This window comes from Vagococcus fluvialis (genome assembly GCF_048815235.1).
Taxonomy (GTDB): Bacteria; Bacillota; Bacilli; order Lactobacillales; family Vagococcaceae; genus Vagococcus.
The window spans coordinates 1-15470 of sequence record NZ_JBMEAO010000018.1; the positions used below are offsets into that span (position 1 = coordinate 1).

15 protein-coding genes and 1 riboswitch are annotated in these 15470 nt (G+C 33.7%); of the genes, 9 read left to right on the top strand and 6 right to left on the bottom strand.

The window, feature by feature from the left end:
• Window positions 1-297 precede the first annotated feature (297 nt).
• The 5 genes from ACODH8_RS11710 to ACODH8_RS11730 are packed head-to-tail and all read right to left on the bottom strand — an operon-like array spanning window position 298 to window position 4255.
• Entirely contained in the window at window positions 298-1017 is a 720-nt protein-coding gene (locus tag ACODH8_RS11710; protein ID WP_332466928.1) for an HAD family hydrolase, read from the bottom strand.
• Window positions 1017-1745, bottom strand: coding sequence for a TatD family hydrolase (locus ACODH8_RS11715; RefSeq protein ID WP_332466927.1), 729 nt, complete (start codon window positions 1743-1745; stop codon window positions 1017-1019). Before ACODH8_RS11715 ends, ACODH8_RS11710 begins: the two co-directional genes overlap by 1 nt.
• Window positions 1742-2491, bottom strand: coding sequence for an ABC transporter ATP-binding protein (locus ACODH8_RS11720; RefSeq protein ID WP_332466926.1), 750 nt, complete (start codon window positions 2489-2491; stop codon window positions 1742-1744). Before ACODH8_RS11720 ends, ACODH8_RS11715 begins: the two co-directional genes overlap by 4 nt.
• Window positions 2492-2496: 5 nt before the next feature.
• Window positions 2497-3510 carry an ABC transporter substrate-binding protein gene (locus tag ACODH8_RS11725; RefSeq protein WP_332466925.1) on the bottom strand — a complete coding sequence of 338 codons (1014 nt, stop codon included), beginning with the start codon at window positions 3508-3510 and terminating at the stop codon, window positions 2497-2499.
• Complete coding sequence (locus tag ACODH8_RS11730; protein ID WP_332466924.1) at window positions 3503-4255, bottom strand: ABC transporter permease; 753 nt, start codon at window positions 4253-4255, stop codon at window positions 3503-3505. The genes ACODH8_RS11725 and ACODH8_RS11730 overlap by 8 nt, the downstream gene beginning before the upstream one ends.
• Before the next feature lie 74 nt (window positions 4256-4329).
• A riboswitch (TPP riboswitch) is annotated at window positions 4330-4431 on the bottom strand.
• A 109-nt stretch (window positions 4432-4540) separates the two neighbouring features.
• On the opposite strand from ACODH8_RS11730, the gene ACODH8_RS11735 reads away from it, so the two are divergent.
• The 9 genes from ACODH8_RS11735 to ACODH8_RS11775 all read left to right on the top strand — a co-directional run bounded on the left by ACODH8_RS11735 (window position 4541) and on the right by ACODH8_RS11775 (window position 14964).
• Window positions 4541-6847 carry a helix-turn-helix domain-containing protein gene (locus ACODH8_RS11735; protein ID WP_332466923.1) on the top strand — a complete coding sequence of 769 codons (2307 nt, stop codon included), beginning with the start codon at window positions 4541-4543 and terminating at the stop codon, window positions 6845-6847.
• 158 nt (window positions 6848-7005) lie between these two features.
• Window positions 7006-7971, top strand: a complete 966-nt coding sequence (locus tag ACODH8_RS11740) for an asparaginase (RefSeq protein ID WP_332466922.1) — start codon at window positions 7006-7008, stop codon at window positions 7969-7971.
• A 21-nt stretch (window positions 7972-7992) separates the two neighbouring features.
• Window positions 7993-9354, top strand: a complete 1362-nt coding sequence (locus ACODH8_RS11745) for an aspartate ammonia-lyase (protein WP_332466921.1) — start codon at window positions 7993-7995, stop codon at window positions 9352-9354.
• A 23-nt stretch (window positions 9355-9377) separates the two neighbouring features.
• A complete protein-coding gene (locus ACODH8_RS11750) occupies window positions 9378-10559 on the top strand; it encodes an NAD(P)-dependent malic enzyme (RefSeq protein ID WP_332466920.1) in 1182 nt (393 codons plus the stop codon).
• Between the two features lie 2 nt (window positions 10560-10561).
• On the top strand, window positions 10562-11917 hold the full coding sequence (gene fumC / locus ACODH8_RS11755; protein WP_332466919.1) for a class II fumarate hydratase: 1356 nt from the start codon (window positions 10562-10564) through the stop codon (window positions 11915-11917).
• Between the two features lie 129 nt (window positions 11918-12046).
• Window positions 12047-12532: a hypothetical protein gene (locus ACODH8_RS11760; RefSeq protein WP_332466918.1), complete on the top strand. Its 486-nt coding sequence runs from the start codon at window positions 12047-12049 to the stop codon at window positions 12530-12532.
• A gap of 112 nt (window positions 12533-12644) precedes the next feature.
• Window positions 12645-13328: a response regulator transcription factor gene (locus ACODH8_RS11765; RefSeq protein ID WP_332466917.1), complete on the top strand. Its 684-nt coding sequence runs from the start codon at window positions 12645-12647 to the stop codon at window positions 13326-13328.
• A gap of 146 nt (window positions 13329-13474) precedes the next feature.
• Window positions 13475-14311 (top strand): ATP-binding protein, encoded by an 837-nt coding sequence (locus ACODH8_RS11770; protein ID WP_332526056.1) that lies wholly within the window; start codon window positions 13475-13477, stop codon window positions 14309-14311.
• Between the two features lie 8 nt (window positions 14312-14319).
• The gene (locus ACODH8_RS11775) at window positions 14320-14964 is read left to right on the top strand and encodes a DNA alkylation repair protein (RefSeq protein ID WP_332466915.1); all 645 of its coding nucleotides are present in this window, start codon (window positions 14320-14322) and stop codon (window positions 14962-14964) included.
• Window positions 14965-15005: 41 nt separating this feature from the next.
• Here the strand turns inward: ACODH8_RS11775 and ACODH8_RS11780 are convergent, their stop codons facing one another.
• Window positions 15006-15422 carry a GNAT family N-acetyltransferase gene (locus ACODH8_RS11780; protein ID WP_332466914.1) on the bottom strand — a complete coding sequence of 139 codons (417 nt, stop codon included), beginning with the start codon at window positions 15420-15422 and terminating at the stop codon, window positions 15006-15008.
• Window positions 15423-15470: the final 48 nt, after the last annotated feature.

The window sequence follows — 15470 nt, forward strand, 5'->3', positions numbered from 1 at the left end:
TAGTCACTTTAACCATAGCAGAAAGGGGTTCTTTTTTCATCACTTAACGGGTGAAGATGAAAAAGTAATTGTAAGCTGCCGTGAGGCAGTTTCACATGGTTTTAATTAAAAGTATGAATTATTCAGGGTTAATTATCATAGTAACTTTTTATAATTTGATTTATGTAAACTTAAATCATTATTCCTTAAAAATAAAAAACTCTAGGTAACAAAGTATTTATAATATAGTACTTTGTTACCTAGAGTTTTTTGTATAATTCCTTATTTTTGAGCCAAATTTTGTCAGGGGTTAGTGATTTATTTAGCTAAACTTAAAATCGCTTCTGAAACCGTATCTTGAGTGATATAGGTAGCATTTTGAACATCAGTTACTAAGTCACCAACCACAAAACTATGAGTTGCCTTATCAAACATAGCAAGGTCGTTTGTATCATTCCCAAACATAATAAAATCAGTTGGCAATTGAAGACTATCAAAAGCACTCCACTTTGAGATACCTGTTGGAGATAAGTCAATTAACTGTTCAGATCCGTGGAAATGAACAGAGATATCAGCTTGTTTGAGCTCTTTTATTATCTCTTCATTAGTAGTGAACAAAACTGTTTTAACAATCATCTCTAGTTCTGAAATAGCAACGTTTTGAGCTGTTTGATTCGGATCAATACCAAGATATAGGGGGTGAGTGGTGTCTCCTGAGTAAGAGTAGTTCCAGTCACTATCAATCATATAATTTAATTGATGTTTGTCAATTAAATCTAATATTAACTGAATTTGTCCATCAGAAAAAGGAGTAGTCTGAATGGTTTTATTTTGTCTTGTGAAAGCACCATTTCCTCCAATTAAATCAAATTGATGAAAATCTTCTGGTAAAACAGGTAACATATCGCGAATAGGTCTTGCAGAAGCAAAGACAACTTGCCTTTTTTTACTTAAACAACGAATTGCTTCAGCAACAGCTTCGCTCATCACTTTACCTTTAAAAATAGTAGTGCCATCTAAATCAAATACAACGGTCATTAGTTACGCTCCTTTTTGTTTATCCATTGACTGTAATTCATTTTTAATTGAGAAACAAGTTCTTTATAAGAAATTCCTTTTAAAAGGGCAAATTGTTCAAGGTTTTCTTGTTGCATCATAAGATAATCAACGTCGTCCTTTGTTACTTCTTTTGCCCAAGCTAAAGCTTCCAAACCATCAGATTCAAATAATAACCTGTCTAAAGGAACTCGCCTAATAACTTGTTGAACAGCTGGATCAGTCATAAGAGAAGGCCCGACAGTAAAATAGGTGTCTAGTCCTAAGTAATTGTCTAAATAATCAAGAGAAGAATACCAATGAACCAGATAGGTGTTAGGATATTCTTGAATGATATGAGCAATTTTCTTTTCCATTCCTTTTGTATGGAGGATGACAGGTTTATTTTGTTCAGAAGCAAAAGCTAGTTGTTTTCTAAAAATTATTTCTTGAATAGTTAAGGGGACAGATGTCCATTCATTATCCATGCCAATCTCCCCAATAATACTAGCTTCTTCTAGAATGGGAAGAAAATCAGAAAAGCTCATTTGATCAGCATCCCAAGGGTGAATACCAGCACTAAGTGATAAAAAGGGAAAATGGCTAACTAATTGTTTATTAGTTAGCCATTCCTTAGTTGTTTGGCAATTAATGGTTGCTGGAATACTATTTACTGTTAGTAACTCAAATAATTGTCCCTCAGCGTCAAAATGACAGTGTGCATCAATCATTTACTCAAACCTCCTAATTGCGGATTAGTAATTAAGCCATAAATTGTATTGCGTCGTTCCCCTTGATTGGCTAGCCATTCTCTTGTTTGATTTTCTTGTGACAAATCAATTTCACTAATCATTCGACTCGGCGTATCTCCCATAACTAAAATACGGTTGGATAAATAAAGAGCCTCGTCAATATCATGGGTCACTAAAATAATCGTTTTATTAAGTTCTTTCGCAATTTTTTTTAACCAATCTTGTAAGGTATTACGTGTAAAAATATCAAGAGCGCCAAAAGGTTCATCAAGCAGTAAAATGTCACGCTCAACCATAACCGTTCTAAGAAAGGCGACTCGTTGTTTCATTCCACCAGAAAGAGCATCTGGGTAAGCATCTTTTACTTCATACAAACCAAATTGCTGTAACAACGAATCAATTTCTTTTTCACTATGTGTTAAACCGTGAATCTTTTGATAAAGAGTGATGTTTTCTGTTACTGTTTTTGAGTTAAACAATAAATCATCCTGAGGCATATAAGCAAAATGATTGTTAAGACCATGAACAATTTTCTCATCCACTTTAAGTTGTCCTTTATCCTTATCAAGGGTACCGGCAAGGATTTTAAGAAGACTAGATTTTCCGCAACCACTAGGACCTAGAATAGAAACAAATTCATGTTCTTTTACACTAAGACTAAGATGTTCAAACACCCATTTACCTTCATAAATTAAGCCTAAATCTTCTATTTTTATGTGTGTCATAAGTATTAATCCTTTTTGATAAAGTCGTTAGTATACATTGTTTTTGAATCAATTTCTTTTTCAATTAATTTATTTTCTGTCATAAAATCTGTGTAGTTTTGCCAAACTTCATCTTTCATAACGCCCCATTCTTTCGGATTACTTGTATAATTTTTTGACAAGAACTCTTGTGACTTTTCTAAAAAGGCTAAATCTTGATCAGGAGTAGATTCGTGTAAGATACCAGCACTTTCTTTCGGGTTTTCCATTGTCCACTCATAACCTTTTTTAGTGGCATCAATAAAGTTTTGGATTAACTCAGGGTCTTCTTTAATTAACTTGTTTTGAGTGACAACAATAGGTGTGTAGTAGTCTAGTCGACTATCTAAGTCTTTTAACGGCATAAAGTTTAAATCATAACCATCCATCTTAGCTTTAGTTAAATCCCAACCTTCATAAAACCACTTAATATCAACGTTATTTCCTAAGTCGCTTGCACCAACACCAGCATTACCAACAGTTGTTAGTTTACTAAAGTCAGCTTTATCATTTGTCATAACGGCATTTAAGACAGCTTCTTCACTAGCTGATTGCCAACCTGCGTAAACTTTTCCTTCAAAATCTTTAGGTGATTTAATATTTTCAGAAGCTAAGCTCACAAAACCAGATGTGTTATGTTCTAAAACAGTAGCAATTGCAGTGACTGGAATAGGAGCGTCACTAGCTGTCGCGTAAGTTAAATCTTCTTGGTAACTTAAAGCAAATTCACCTTTTCCAGCGCCAAGTAAAGCTAAACTCGTATTATTTTCACCTGGTTCAATAATCTCTAAATCGATTCCTTGATCTTTGTAATACCCTTTATCTTTAGCGACGTAAATACCTGTATGATTGGTATTAGGTAAGTAATCAAGAATTAAAGTTACTTTTTCTAAATCGTCCTTTTTATCTGAAGTAGCACTATCTTTTGTGCCACAACTAGCAAGTAGAGCTAAACAGGTGAGGGATACAGCTGCTAATAATATATTTCTTTTTTTAAACATGAGAAATCATCCTTTTCTTTACTAATATTTTTTCAATAAAAGAAACTAAGGCGTTAAGTGCTAAGCTTAGAACAATAATAACAATCACTGTCGCAAAAACTTTATCTAATAAATAACCATTTTTTGCTCGAATCATGTAATAACCTAAGCCTGCTGAGGCACTAAGCCACTCTCCAACAATGGCGCCACCAACACAATAAGTCGCCGAAATCTTTAAACCTGAAAAGAATGCTGGCATTGCTTCGGGAATTTTCACCATGGTATAGAGCTGTTTTTTTGATGCGCCATATGTGCGTAAAAGATCAATTTTTTCTTCATTGGTATTTTTTAGAGCGTCTGAAAAAGCGACTGCTATTGGAAAAAAACACATAAGTATAACAATCAATACTTTGGGTGTTAGTCCAAAACCAAACCAAATCGAGAAAATAGGTCCTAAGACAAGAACTGGAATGGTTTGAGAAATAACTAGATGAGGATGCAGCATTAATTTTAATGGGTTAAAAATATCCATTAATAAAGCCACACCAAAAGCTAATCCAGATGCCAAAACTAAACCAATTAAAGATTCTTCAAGAGTAATGAGCGCATGTTGAAAGAGTGTCGCTCTTTCTGCAATTAAGGCGTTTAATATTTGAGAAGGAAGGGGAAGAATGTATAAGGGAACATTAAAAATGCGTCCCAAAATTTCCCAAATTAGTAAAACAACAGAAAAACTAATAACGGGATATAACCATTTTTTATTCATTAAATGGGTCCTCCTTTCATTTTTTACATAAAAAAAGACAAGGCTAATGGTTAACCTTGTCGAATCAATGTGATTTTAAAATCATTCTAACTCCCTACGACGGTACTAACCGACAGGTTCAAAGGGTCTAAAGCGATGCTTACTCTCAGACTAAAAAGCCTCCCCCGCATATTCAAATATAGGCTGAGTTTATCACTTAAAATGAAAGCGGTCAACTTAAAAATTGATTGGAGTTATTTTTACAAAACGTTATACTAGAAGTATCAAAAATAAAGAGGGATATCTATGGCAAATCATCATGCGTTATCGATTAGATTATTAGAAGTTAATTCATTATATATCAATGAAATTGACCGCAATGCATTCAGCATCTTTTTTGCCATTAAAGGCAATTTTTTATGTAAGAAAAAGAATGAATCTTTTCTATTAAAAGAACAATCTTTTATTATTAATAATGGCTCTGAATCTATTTTGTTTTATAAGCAAAATAAGCAAAATTCATTACTACAGTTGACCTTTTATTTTTCAGAAGTTGAAAAAATTATCGGGGAAGATTGGCGACCGTATTTTAGTGATGATAAATTAATTTATATTAGTGATGAGGATCGGGGAGTACTAACGGAAAATATTTTCCGTTTAGTTTTAGATTATTCATCTTACGGGATAAAGGAACAACCTTTTGCGACAATGAATCGTTTGTTTTCTTTTTTAGATCAATTAAACAAGATTGTTTTAATCGAGAAACAAACGGAACAGGCTAATTATTTTTTGGTGAGTGATCATCCTAAAGTGATGTCTGTTATTCGTTATGTTGAGGAGTTTTATAATCGTAGAATCAGTCTTCAGGAAATTGCTAAAAAAGAATTTTTATCAGAAGCTTATTTGTCCCGTTTATTTAAAGAAGAAACGGGGATTAATTTCTCAGAATACGTGGATTCTATTAGGCTACAACATGCAGTCAATGAGCTGAGGAGTTCACAGTTACCAGTTTTAACGATAGCTTTAAATAATGGTTTCTCGACAGCTAAGCGCTTTTCAACTCTGTTTAAAGAAAAATACGAGATGACACCCCATCAGTACCGGAAGCAGATAATAAAAGAAGAACACTTAGAAATGGCTGATATGGAAGAGAAAGAAGATTTTGATATCATTTCAGAAGAAGAGATGATTCAAATTATTGCTCAGTATATGCTGAATAAAAATATTAAAAATGATACAGAAGACCTACCAGCTCAGTATCATTTACCAGTGGGCAGAGAAGTCCAAAAAGTACTAACAAAACCTGAAAAAATAATTAATATAGGAGATGCTGAAAAAGGGATTTCAGAAGATGTAAGGGAACAAATTAGGCTCTTACAAGAAAAAATTCCTTTTGAGTACATTCGATTTTTTGGCTTGTGTGATGAAGTGTCTCATGAGCATCATATTATTATGGATAAATTTGTGAATAATCATAGGTTGTTTACCTTTATTCATGAAATGCGTTTGAAGCCGATTATTGTGTTAGAAGTTCGTGAAGAGACAACTTTAGACTCGTGGAAAAAAGAATTGGAGAACTTAAAAAAAATCATCCAAGGTTATGTCCATTTTGAAGCAAGTTTTAAGTTTGGCTGGTATTTAGAGATTAAATTAAGTGAATCCACAGAACGGGATGAAACTGAATTTTATTCTTACGCAGCTAAGTTTCTTAAAAACAATTTTACAACAGGGCATATTGGCTTGACTCTTTCTTATAAAGACCAGAGAGCGTTTAAAGATATGTATCTTAGATTAGAAGAAAACCTCAATGTGCCCCATTTTATTTCTTTTAATTACAGAGATTACACCTTAAAAAGTAAACGTCATGCAACTGAATATCTTGAATTTATTGAAGAATTGGACCAGTTAAAAGAATGGTTGGAAAGTAGAGATAATTCTCGGATACCAGATATCATGGTATCGGAATGGAATATAGTGGCTAGTAACAAACAAGTGTTAACAGGTACTTTCTTCCGTTCGGGGATAGTAATGAAGTCCTTAGTTCAATTATCTTCCCGTGTGAAATGCGTTGGCTTTTGGCTAAACTTGGAAAGTGAAACGTCATTAAATAGGGAGAGCAAGGGATCGAATTTATCCATTTTTCTACATGGTTCACTCAGAAGGCCTTTATTTTTTGTGTTAACTCTTTTTGAAAGAGTGGGAGACCAAATTATTATTGAAAATGAGAATTATATCTTAACTAAGCGATTTAATTCCTACTATTTATTGTTTTACAATTATTATTACCTTAATCCAGCTGATACTGCTTATCAGAATTTATGGAAAACCTCTAAAAAAGAGGCTAACTTTTTGTTTAGTGAGTTAAAAAAAGGGAATTATTTAGTGAAACGCTTTTTATTAGATAGTAATCACGGTGGTATTTATAATCAGTGGTTAAAAGCAGGTGGTATTTTAGAGATGGATACTGATATTCAAGAATATTTGTTCCAATCTGTTGTACCTGATTTCCAAGTAAAAGAGCTAGCCATATCAGACGGAGTGTTAGAAGAGAAGGCTTTGTTAGAAATTAATGCTTGTTACTTACTTATCATAAATCGAACAAAAGATCTGTAATTTCACATAAATCAAAAAAAGACCTTCTTATTTTGATATGAAAGCGAAAACAGTTTTAAAGAAGTAAGGATTTACCATGTATATCATAAAATAACACACGACAATAATCAGATTAAATCATATGATTAAAGTGTGGAAACGTATAAAGAGGTGCGCAAGTGAAAAAAGTTTTAGTATTACACACAGGTGGAACAATTTCAATGACACAGGAAAAAGATGGTGCGGTAGGTTTATCTGCTAATCATCCCTTAACTGAGAGTATGGATTTGATTCCAAAAAATGTTGAAGTAAGTGTTGAGGAGATATTTAATTTACCTTCTCCACATATTACACCAAAAGAAATGTTGATTTTAAAAACAAGAATCGAGCAAGCTCAAGAAGAAGCTTATGATGGAGTGGTTATCACTCACGGAACAGACACGCTAGAAGAAACAGCTTATTTTCTAGATATTTCTTTTGATAAAAGAATTGCAGTTGTGTTAACAGGTGCGATGCGCTCAAGTAATGAATTAGGCTCAGATGGTTTATATAACTATATTCAAGCTATTATTACAGCAGCTGATGAAAAATCAAAAGATCAAGGTGTTTTAGTTGTTATGAATGATGAAATTCATGCCGGCAGATTTGTCACTAAAACCCACACAACAAGTGTCGATACCTTTAGAACCCCAACTTTTGGGCCAATTGGTATTTTGTCTAAACATCAAGTTATCTTCTTAAAAGAGGTAGTAGAACATCATGCTCTTTCGATTAAGGAAATTGAAGGTAAAGTTATTTTACTTAAAGCTTATGCGGGTATGGATGCTATGTTGTTTGATGTTTTAAAAGAAGCAAAAGTTGACGGTGTTGTAGTTGAGGCTCTTGGAGCTGGAAACTTACCGCCAGAAGTAGTTACATCTTTGAAAGAATTAATAGACTCAGGTATTCCAGTAGCACTTGTTTCAAGATGTTCTAACGGGATTGCTGAAGATATTTATGACTATGAAGGAGGTGGCATTCCATTAAGAAAAATGGGTGTCATGTTTGTAAAAGGTCTTACAGGACCGAAAGCGAGATTGCGCATGCTCGTAGGAATTAATGCACGTTTATCACATCATGAGTTACGTCAATTTATGACAGAATAAAAACTAAAGGGGATAAACCACATGATGTATCGTATAGAAAAAGATAGTGTTGGAGAACTTGAAATACCTGTAGATAGTTATTACGGGGTTCATTCGCTAAGAGCGAAAATAAATTTTCCAATTACCAATCAACGACTTGACCAAGATTTTATTATCAGCTTAGCCCAAGTAAAAAAAGCAATGGCTTTAGCTAATCATCAATTAGAATTATTACCAGATCATAAAGCAAACGCGATTATCGCAGCTAGTGATGAGATTATTAGCGGTAAATTACATGACCAGTTTATTGTTGATCCTATTCAAGGTGGAGCTGGTACAAGTAGTAATATGAATGTTAATGAAGTGATTACTAATCGCGCTATTGAGATATTAAATGGTGTCAAAGGTGATTTTTCTGTCGTGCATCCTAACGATGATGTGAATAAAGGCCAATCAACAAATGATGTTTACCCAACAGCAGGTAAACTAACATTACTTAAAAAAATTCCTTTACTGATGGCTGAATTAGAAAGACTAAGTGAGGTTTTTAAAGATAAATCAACAGAATTTGAATCGATTTTAAAACTAGGTAGAACACAATTAAGTGATGCTGTTCCAATTACCTTAGGACAAGAATTTCATGCTTATTACTCTGTAACAGAAAGAAATATTAAACGTTTAATTCATGCTCGTGAAGAATTATTAGCTGTTAACTTAGGTGGAACAGCTATTGGAACAGGCATTACAGCTCATGAAGACTTATCTGAAACCGTGATTCCGTATCTAAATGCTATTTCAGATGAAGAGTTATCTATTGCTGATGATTTAGTTGACGGGACACAAAATATTGAACAATACGTTGTGTTATCAGATACACTAAAAGTGATTGCGATTAGCTTGTCTAAAATTGCTAATGACATTCGTTTATTGTCATCAGGACCAAACTCTGGTTTAGGGGAAATCGTTATTCCGGCTCGCCAAAACGGTTCATCTATTATGCCAGGAAAAATTAACCCAGTTATTCCAGAAGTTTTAACTCAATGTGCCTTTGTGGTAATGGGGAATAATGCGGTGATTGGTTCAGCAGCAGAAGCAGGGCAATTAGAGTTAAATGCCTTTGAACCAGTTGTTTTCCATAAATTACTAGAATCATTCCAAGTATTAACAAATGGAATTGCGACATTTATTGATCATTGTGTGATTGGCATCGAAGCTAACGAAGAAAGATGTCATGATAATTTAGAAAGAAGTACTTATTTAGCAACTGTCTTATCAGAAACAATTGGTTATACGAAAGCAGCAGAAATCGCCAAAGAAAGTCTGGCAACAGGCCAAACGATTCGTGAAATTGCTGAAGAACAAGGTATTTCAATAGATGGTAAAAATAAAGTAACTGTTAAATAGAACAGATTGGTAGGAGAAGAAGAATGGACGTTAAAGAACTCGCTTTAGAAGCACATGAGAAGAACCGTGGTAAGTTAGAAATTAGAAGTAAAATGCAAGTAACCAATAATGAAGAATTGGCTTTAGCTTATACACCTGGTGTGGCTGAACCTTGTAAGAAAATAGCTGAAAACCCAGAAGATAGTTATAAATATACATCTCGTGGTAATTTAGTAGCCGTTATTTCTGATGGTACTGCCGTTTTAGGCTTGGGCAATATTGGACCAAGTGCTTCAATGCCAGTTATGGAAGGAAAATCGATTCTATTTAAAGAGTTCGCTGATGTCGATTCATTCCCATTGGTTATTAACGAAACAGATCCAGACAAATTAGTTGAGATTATTGCTTCTCTAGAGTTTAGTTTTGGTGGTATTAACTTAGAAGATATCTCTGCACCAAGATGTTTTGAAGTAGAAGAGAAATTAAAAGAGCGTTTAGATATTCCTGTCTTCCACGATGACCAACACGGAACAGCTATTGTAACTGTTTCAGGAATCATCAACAGTTTAAAATTGTTAAACAAAGAATTTGCTGATTTAAAAGTAGTCTTAAATGGACCAGGAGCAGCTGGAACAGCAATCATTAAGCTATTACAAGAGTTTGGTGTTAAAGATATTATCGCTTGTGACCGTGAAGGAGCTCTTTATGAAGGTCGTGAAGGATTAGTAGATCCTCATAAAATCGATCTTGCTAAAACGACAAATCCAAGACAAATAACAGGTGGCTTAAAAGAAGCTATTGTGGGAGCTGATTGTTTCATTGGTGTATCAGTGGCAGGGGCTCTAACAACTGAAATGGCAAAATCAATGGGAGATAACCCGATTGTTTTTGCAATGGCTAACCCAGTTCCTGAAATTATGTATGACGAAGCGATTGAAGCAGGCATTAAGATTATGGGAACAGGTCGTTCTGATTTTCCAAATCAAATTAACAACGTTCTTGCTTTCCCAGGTATCTTTAAAGGTGCTTTAAGTGTTCGTGCTAGTCAAATTAATGAAGAAATGAAAAAAGCAGCAGCCCTTGCGATTGCTGATTTAATTACAGAAGAAGAACTAACAACTGAGTATGTTATTCCAAATCCTTTTGACAAACGTGTAGCACCTGCAGTAGCGAAAGCAGTAGCAGAAGCAGCAGTTGCTAGTGGTGTGGCTAAAGGAGGTTTATAATAGTGACTTATCGTATTGAGAAAGACTCGATTGGTGAAGTGCGTGTCCCTATAGAAAAAAAATGGGGCGCTCAAACAGAACGAAGCCGTCAAAACTTTAAGATTGGTCATCATGTAATGCCAATCGAGGTGGTCTATGGTTTAGTCGAGATTAAACGAGCTGCAGCCATTGTTAACCACGAGTTTGGTAAATTACCTATTGAAAAATCAGAAGTGATTGTAACGGTTTGTGATGAGATTTTAAGCGGTATGTGGGACGATGAATTTCCGTTAAATGTTTTCCAAACAGGTAGTGGTACACAAAGTAATATGAATACCAATGAAGTGATTGCTCATTTGTGTGAAGAAAAGGGCTCTTTAATTCATCCAAACGATGATGTTAATATGTCTCAAAGCTCCAATGATACTTTTCCAACGGCTATGCATATTGCGGCGTTAAAGAGTTTACAACCTTTACAAGAAGAGATGGATCAATGGATTAAGTTACTTAATGCTTTAGAAGAAGAAAATAAAGACATTATCAAAATTGGTCGAACTCATTTACAAGATGCAACGCCATTAACTTTCGGACAAGAAATCAGTGGTTGGAAAACAATGATTATGAAAGCCAAAGAATTCATTACAGCAAGTAGTGAACCCTTAAATCATTTAACGATTGGTGGAACAGCCGTTGGAACTGGATTAAATGCCCCTAAAGGATTTGATGTGGCAATGGCTAGTGAGATTGCTAAACATACGGAATTACCATTTGAAACAGAAGCCAATAAGTTCTATGGTTTAACAAGTTATTCAGGGATTTCTTTTGCTCATGGTGCGATTCGTGCTTTAGCAAGTGATTTAATGAAAATTGCCAATGATATTCGTTGGTTAGCTAGTGGTCCTCGTGCAGGACTAGGTGAAATCATAATTCCTGAAAATGAACCAGGTAGCTCAATTATGCCTGGAAAAGTTAATCCAACTCAGGCGGAAGCTTTAACAATGGTTGTATGCCAAGTTTTAGGAAATGATACAACGATTCAATTTGCTAGCAGCCAAGGAAACTTTGAGTTAAACGTGTACAAACCAGTCATTATTTTCAACTTTTTAGAGAGTGTGACGTTACTGCATGACGCGATGGTTTCTTTTAGAACTAACTGTTTAGTTGGAGTTAAAGCAAACGTTGAAGCTATGACTCAAGGTGTGGAACGTTCGTTAATGTTAGTCACAGCTTTAAGCCCGTACATCGGTTACGAAAAATGTGCTATTGTGGCTAAATTAGCCCACCAAGAGAATCTATCTTTAGAAGAAGCGATTTTAAAATTAGAGTATGCAACTAAAGAAGAATTTAGAGAATGGGTTAAACCTGAAACAATGATTTAATTAAATAAGTTATAAAAACACTTTCTGTTGTCTAAAATGATAATAGGGAGTGTTTTTATGTTTTTTTGTCATTAATATCTAATAAATGGTATAATTAGGTAACATAAAAATGCTAAAGGAGGAATTTATATGAAAAAAGTATGGTTAGTTGGTCTATTGTTGTTACCAGTCGTTTTTTTAGTCTCTTGTGGATCAGATAAAAAAAGCGATGTAAAGGTAGCGTCTATTCAACAAGTTTTAGGTAATACAGCGAGTAGTATTCAAAGTAATGCCCTGTATCATTTTGAAAAAGGGAAATTGAATGTACTAATTACTTTTTCTCCTTTCCAAGATCCTAATCTAGAGCCATCAAGTAGTGAATTTAAGAAAACATTTCAGAATGATTTAGAAATGTTCAATAAAGACTTTCCCAATGAAGCATTAACTGAAAAAGACTATGACAGTCAGATTGAAAAAGAATTTAAAGACGTGGTATTTAAAATTGATGATAAAGCCAAAGAGGTAACCTTAACCAGTAAAGAGGTAAAAAAAGTCTTTAAAATGTCTGATAGCAATGATAAAAGATTGATTGATGCTATTGGCAATGAATATGAACTTGTAATTGATGAGAAGTAATTATCTACGAAACACTTAGTGATAAAAGCTAAGTGTTTTTTTGTTATTTTCTTTTCTTTAACTCAATTTATAGTAAACTAATGAGAGAAAGAATTTACTAGGAGAAGTGTGAATGAAAATCTTATTAATAGAAGATGATATGAAATTAAGGCATTTAGTTCAAAGTCACTTAGAAAAATATGGCTATCAAGTCACAGCAGTAGCTGTTTTTGATGATATTGTTACTATTTTTAACGACATCGATCCTCATTTAGTCTTAATGGATATCAATTTACCCGTTTTTGATGGGTTTTATTGGACAAGACAATTAAGGAAAATAACGAAATGTCCGATTCTCTTTTTGTCAGCAAGAGATAGTCAAATGGACCAAGTAATGGCACTTGAATATGGCGCTGATGATTATTTAATTAAACCTTTTTCATTTGATATTTTGTTAGCAAAAATTAAAAGTCATTTGAGAAGATCTTATGGCGAATATTCTGATTTAAAAGAAGAAAGAGTGATTCGTCAAGAAGGATTGCTTTTTTATCCGGAGCGACTAGAAGCTGTTGTGGATGATAAAAAAGAGTTATTATCTCAAAAAGAAGGTCAGTTGTTAGAGATATTAATGAACCGCTACCCTGATGTTGTCTCGCGACAGGACTTATTGAGCGAGATATGGGATGAGGAGCATTTTGTTGATGATAATACCTTATCCGTTAATATGACACGACTGCGCCGCAGATTAGATCAATTAGGGTTAGAAGAAAGTGTTCTTACCGTTCGCGGAAGGGGGTACCGTTTATTATTAACTTAAAAAATTCTTTTTTATTTTTTGTTAGAAATCAACGTCTGTACTTAATTAGTTTTTGGATAAGTATTTTTCTTATTATTGGAATCGTCTATTTAGATGGTTATCGCAATAGTTTGTTGCTTATTTATGGTGTGTTATTAAGTCTTGTTATGAGTTTTGTTTATCTATTTGTGACGTGGTTTAGACAAAAAAGATTGTATCAAGTGTTACAAAAACAAGATGAAAAAACTTCTTTTGAAGTGATACAAGAAGATGAAAGTCAATTATCTCAACAAATTTTTGGAGTAATGAATCAGCAACATCAAGATTATTATCAAGAAATTTCGGCGCATAAAGATTCTTTAGACGAACATCAAACCTTCATGTATCAATGGGTTCACCAAATGAAAACACCGATTGCGGTCTTAGAATTAATGGCAGAGTCAAATGATATTGAAAAAAATAGTGTGTTAGAAGAAACGGATCGATTGTCAGAAGGTTTAGATTTGGCTTTAAATATGGCGCGCTTAGAATCTTTCCATCAAGATTTTATTATTGAAAAAGTTTCTTTAAAAAAATTGATGACACAAGTCGTGAATGAACAAAAAAGAACTCTAATTAGAAATCAAGTTTACCCGAAAGTCATTATTCAAGATGACCTTTTTGTAGAGACAGATAAAAAATGGTTGAGTTTTTCGTTGTCTCAGATTTTGTTAAATAGCATCAAGTACACTGATCCAGAAGAAACGAGATTATACATTTATTCTGAGGAAGAAAAAAATGAGATTAGTCTGATCATCCAAGATTTTGGAATTGGCATTCAATCTGAGGATTTGCCTAAAATTTTTCATCCTTTTTTTACAGGAGAGAGAACCAGAAAATCTCGTGAGGCAACGGGGATGGGGCTTTACTTAGTAAAGAAAGCTTTGGATAACTTGGAACACGTTATTGAGGTTGAGTCAGTCGTAGGAGAAGGTACTATAACAACTATTCGTTTTAGAAAGTAGGTCGACATATGTTGGATTTTAAGTTAATTGGGGACGTTAATAATAAAGAACCCATGGAAAAATACATGAAAAATCATTTTCCTTTTTTAGGAGCTAAATCACCTGATCGAAAAAAACAGAGCAAAGAGTTTATTAAAGAGAGCAAACAATTAACACATGAAGAACGATTAGCTTTAGTGGAAGAACTATACGCTCGAGATGAAAGAGAGTATCAATATGTGGCGATCGATGTGTGTGAGGCAGTTGCTAAACAGCTGACTTTTGAAGAGTTAAATGATTATACTCATTTTATAGAAGAAAAATCCTGGTGGGATAGTGTGGATGCTTGGCGTAAAATTTATGGAATTCATATTCAGAAGCATCCAGAAAATAAGGAGAAAGTCTTTGATTTATTTTATCAACATCCTAACTTTTGGATGAGACGCTTATCTATTATTTTACAGCTATCAGAAAAAGAGAACACAGATGAAGAGATGCTGACTAAAAGTATTCTTCATGATCTAGAGACGGATGAATTTTTTATTCAAAAGGCAATCGGTTGGTCATTAAGGCAATATAGTAAAACAAATCCTAATTGGGTAGAAGGATTTATATCAAAAGTGGAATTAAGTCCGTTAGCTAAGCGAGAAGGGTTAAAACAAATACAAAAATAAAAGGTTGTCAGATTGATATTTACTCAATCTGACAACCTTTTTTAAACTAATTCTTTAATGAAAAAATGCTCGGTTCCAGTTAAAGGATAGTTTCTTAAAACCATTTGTTCTTTGTAACCAAATTTTGGGTAATAATTTTTTCCTTGGAAGCCAAATGTAGAGATTAATATATATTTGCAATTTTCTTTGAGAGCAAGTTCCTCAGCTTGTTTTAATAAGTTTTTACCATAGCCGTCTTTTCGGAAATTTTCCTCTACTGCTAGATAATCAACTTCCATCCAATTACCAAAAATCTTACCACTGATTCCTGCGATTAGTTGGTTATTGTCATCTTTAATAGAGATTAAAAACTCTTTTTCGTCAAGGGTTTCAAAATGTTTTTTATTGTATTCAACCAAAATATCTCTTAACGCTTTAATATCTTCTTTTTTGGGAGTTAGCGTTTCTTCTGTTTTCATTTATTCATCTCCTTTTGTTGTTAGTCTAGCTTATTATGTCACAGAGGA

What these genes read in the sequence shown, in the direction of transcription:
- ACODH8_RS11725 (WP_332466925.1), bottom strand. Translation starts at nt 3,510, where the DNA reads ATGTTTAAAAAAAGAAATATATTATTAGCAGCTGTATCCCTCACCTGT.
- ACODH8_RS11770 (WP_332526056.1), top strand. Translation starts at nt 13,475, where the DNA reads ATGAGTTTTGTTTATCTATTTGTGACGTGGTTTAGACAAAAAAGATTG.
- ACODH8_RS11710 (WP_332466928.1), bottom strand. Translation starts at nt 1,017, where the DNA reads ATGACCGTTGTATTTGATTTAGATGGCACTACTATTTTTAAAGGTAAA.
- ACODH8_RS11760 (WP_332466918.1), top strand. Translation starts at nt 12,047, where the DNA reads ATGAAAAAAGTATGGTTAGTTGGTCTATTGTTGTTACCAGTCGTTTTT.
- ACODH8_RS11720 (WP_332466926.1), bottom strand. Translation starts at nt 2,491, where the DNA reads ATGACACACATAAAAATAGAAGATTTAGGCTTAATTTATGAAGGTAAA.
- ACODH8_RS11780 (WP_332466914.1), bottom strand. Translation starts at nt 15,422, where the DNA reads ATGAAAACAGAAGAAACGCTAACTCCCAAAAAAGAAGATATTAAAGCG.
- ACODH8_RS11775 (WP_332466915.1), top strand. Translation starts at nt 14,320, where the DNA reads ATGTTGGATTTTAAGTTAATTGGGGACGTTAATAATAAAGAACCCATG.
- ACODH8_RS11735 (WP_332466923.1), top strand. Translation starts at nt 4,541, where the DNA reads ATGGCAAATCATCATGCGTTATCGATTAGATTATTAGAAGTTAATTCA.
- ACODH8_RS11745 (WP_332466921.1), top strand. Translation starts at nt 7,993, where the DNA reads ATGATGTATCGTATAGAAAAAGATAGTGTTGGAGAACTTGAAATACCT.
- ACODH8_RS11750 (WP_332466920.1), top strand. Translation starts at nt 9,378, where the DNA reads ATGGACGTTAAAGAACTCGCTTTAGAAGCACATGAGAAGAACCGTGGT.
- ACODH8_RS11715 (WP_332466927.1), bottom strand. Translation starts at nt 1,745, where the DNA reads ATGATTGATGCACACTGTCATTTTGACGCTGAGGGACAATTATTTGAG.
- ACODH8_RS11765 (WP_332466917.1), top strand. Translation starts at nt 12,645, where the DNA reads ATGAAAATCTTATTAATAGAAGATGATATGAAATTAAGGCATTTAGTT.
- ACODH8_RS11730 (WP_332466924.1), bottom strand. Translation starts at nt 4,255, where the DNA reads ATGAATAAAAAATGGTTATATCCCGTTATTAGTTTTTCTGTTGTTTTA.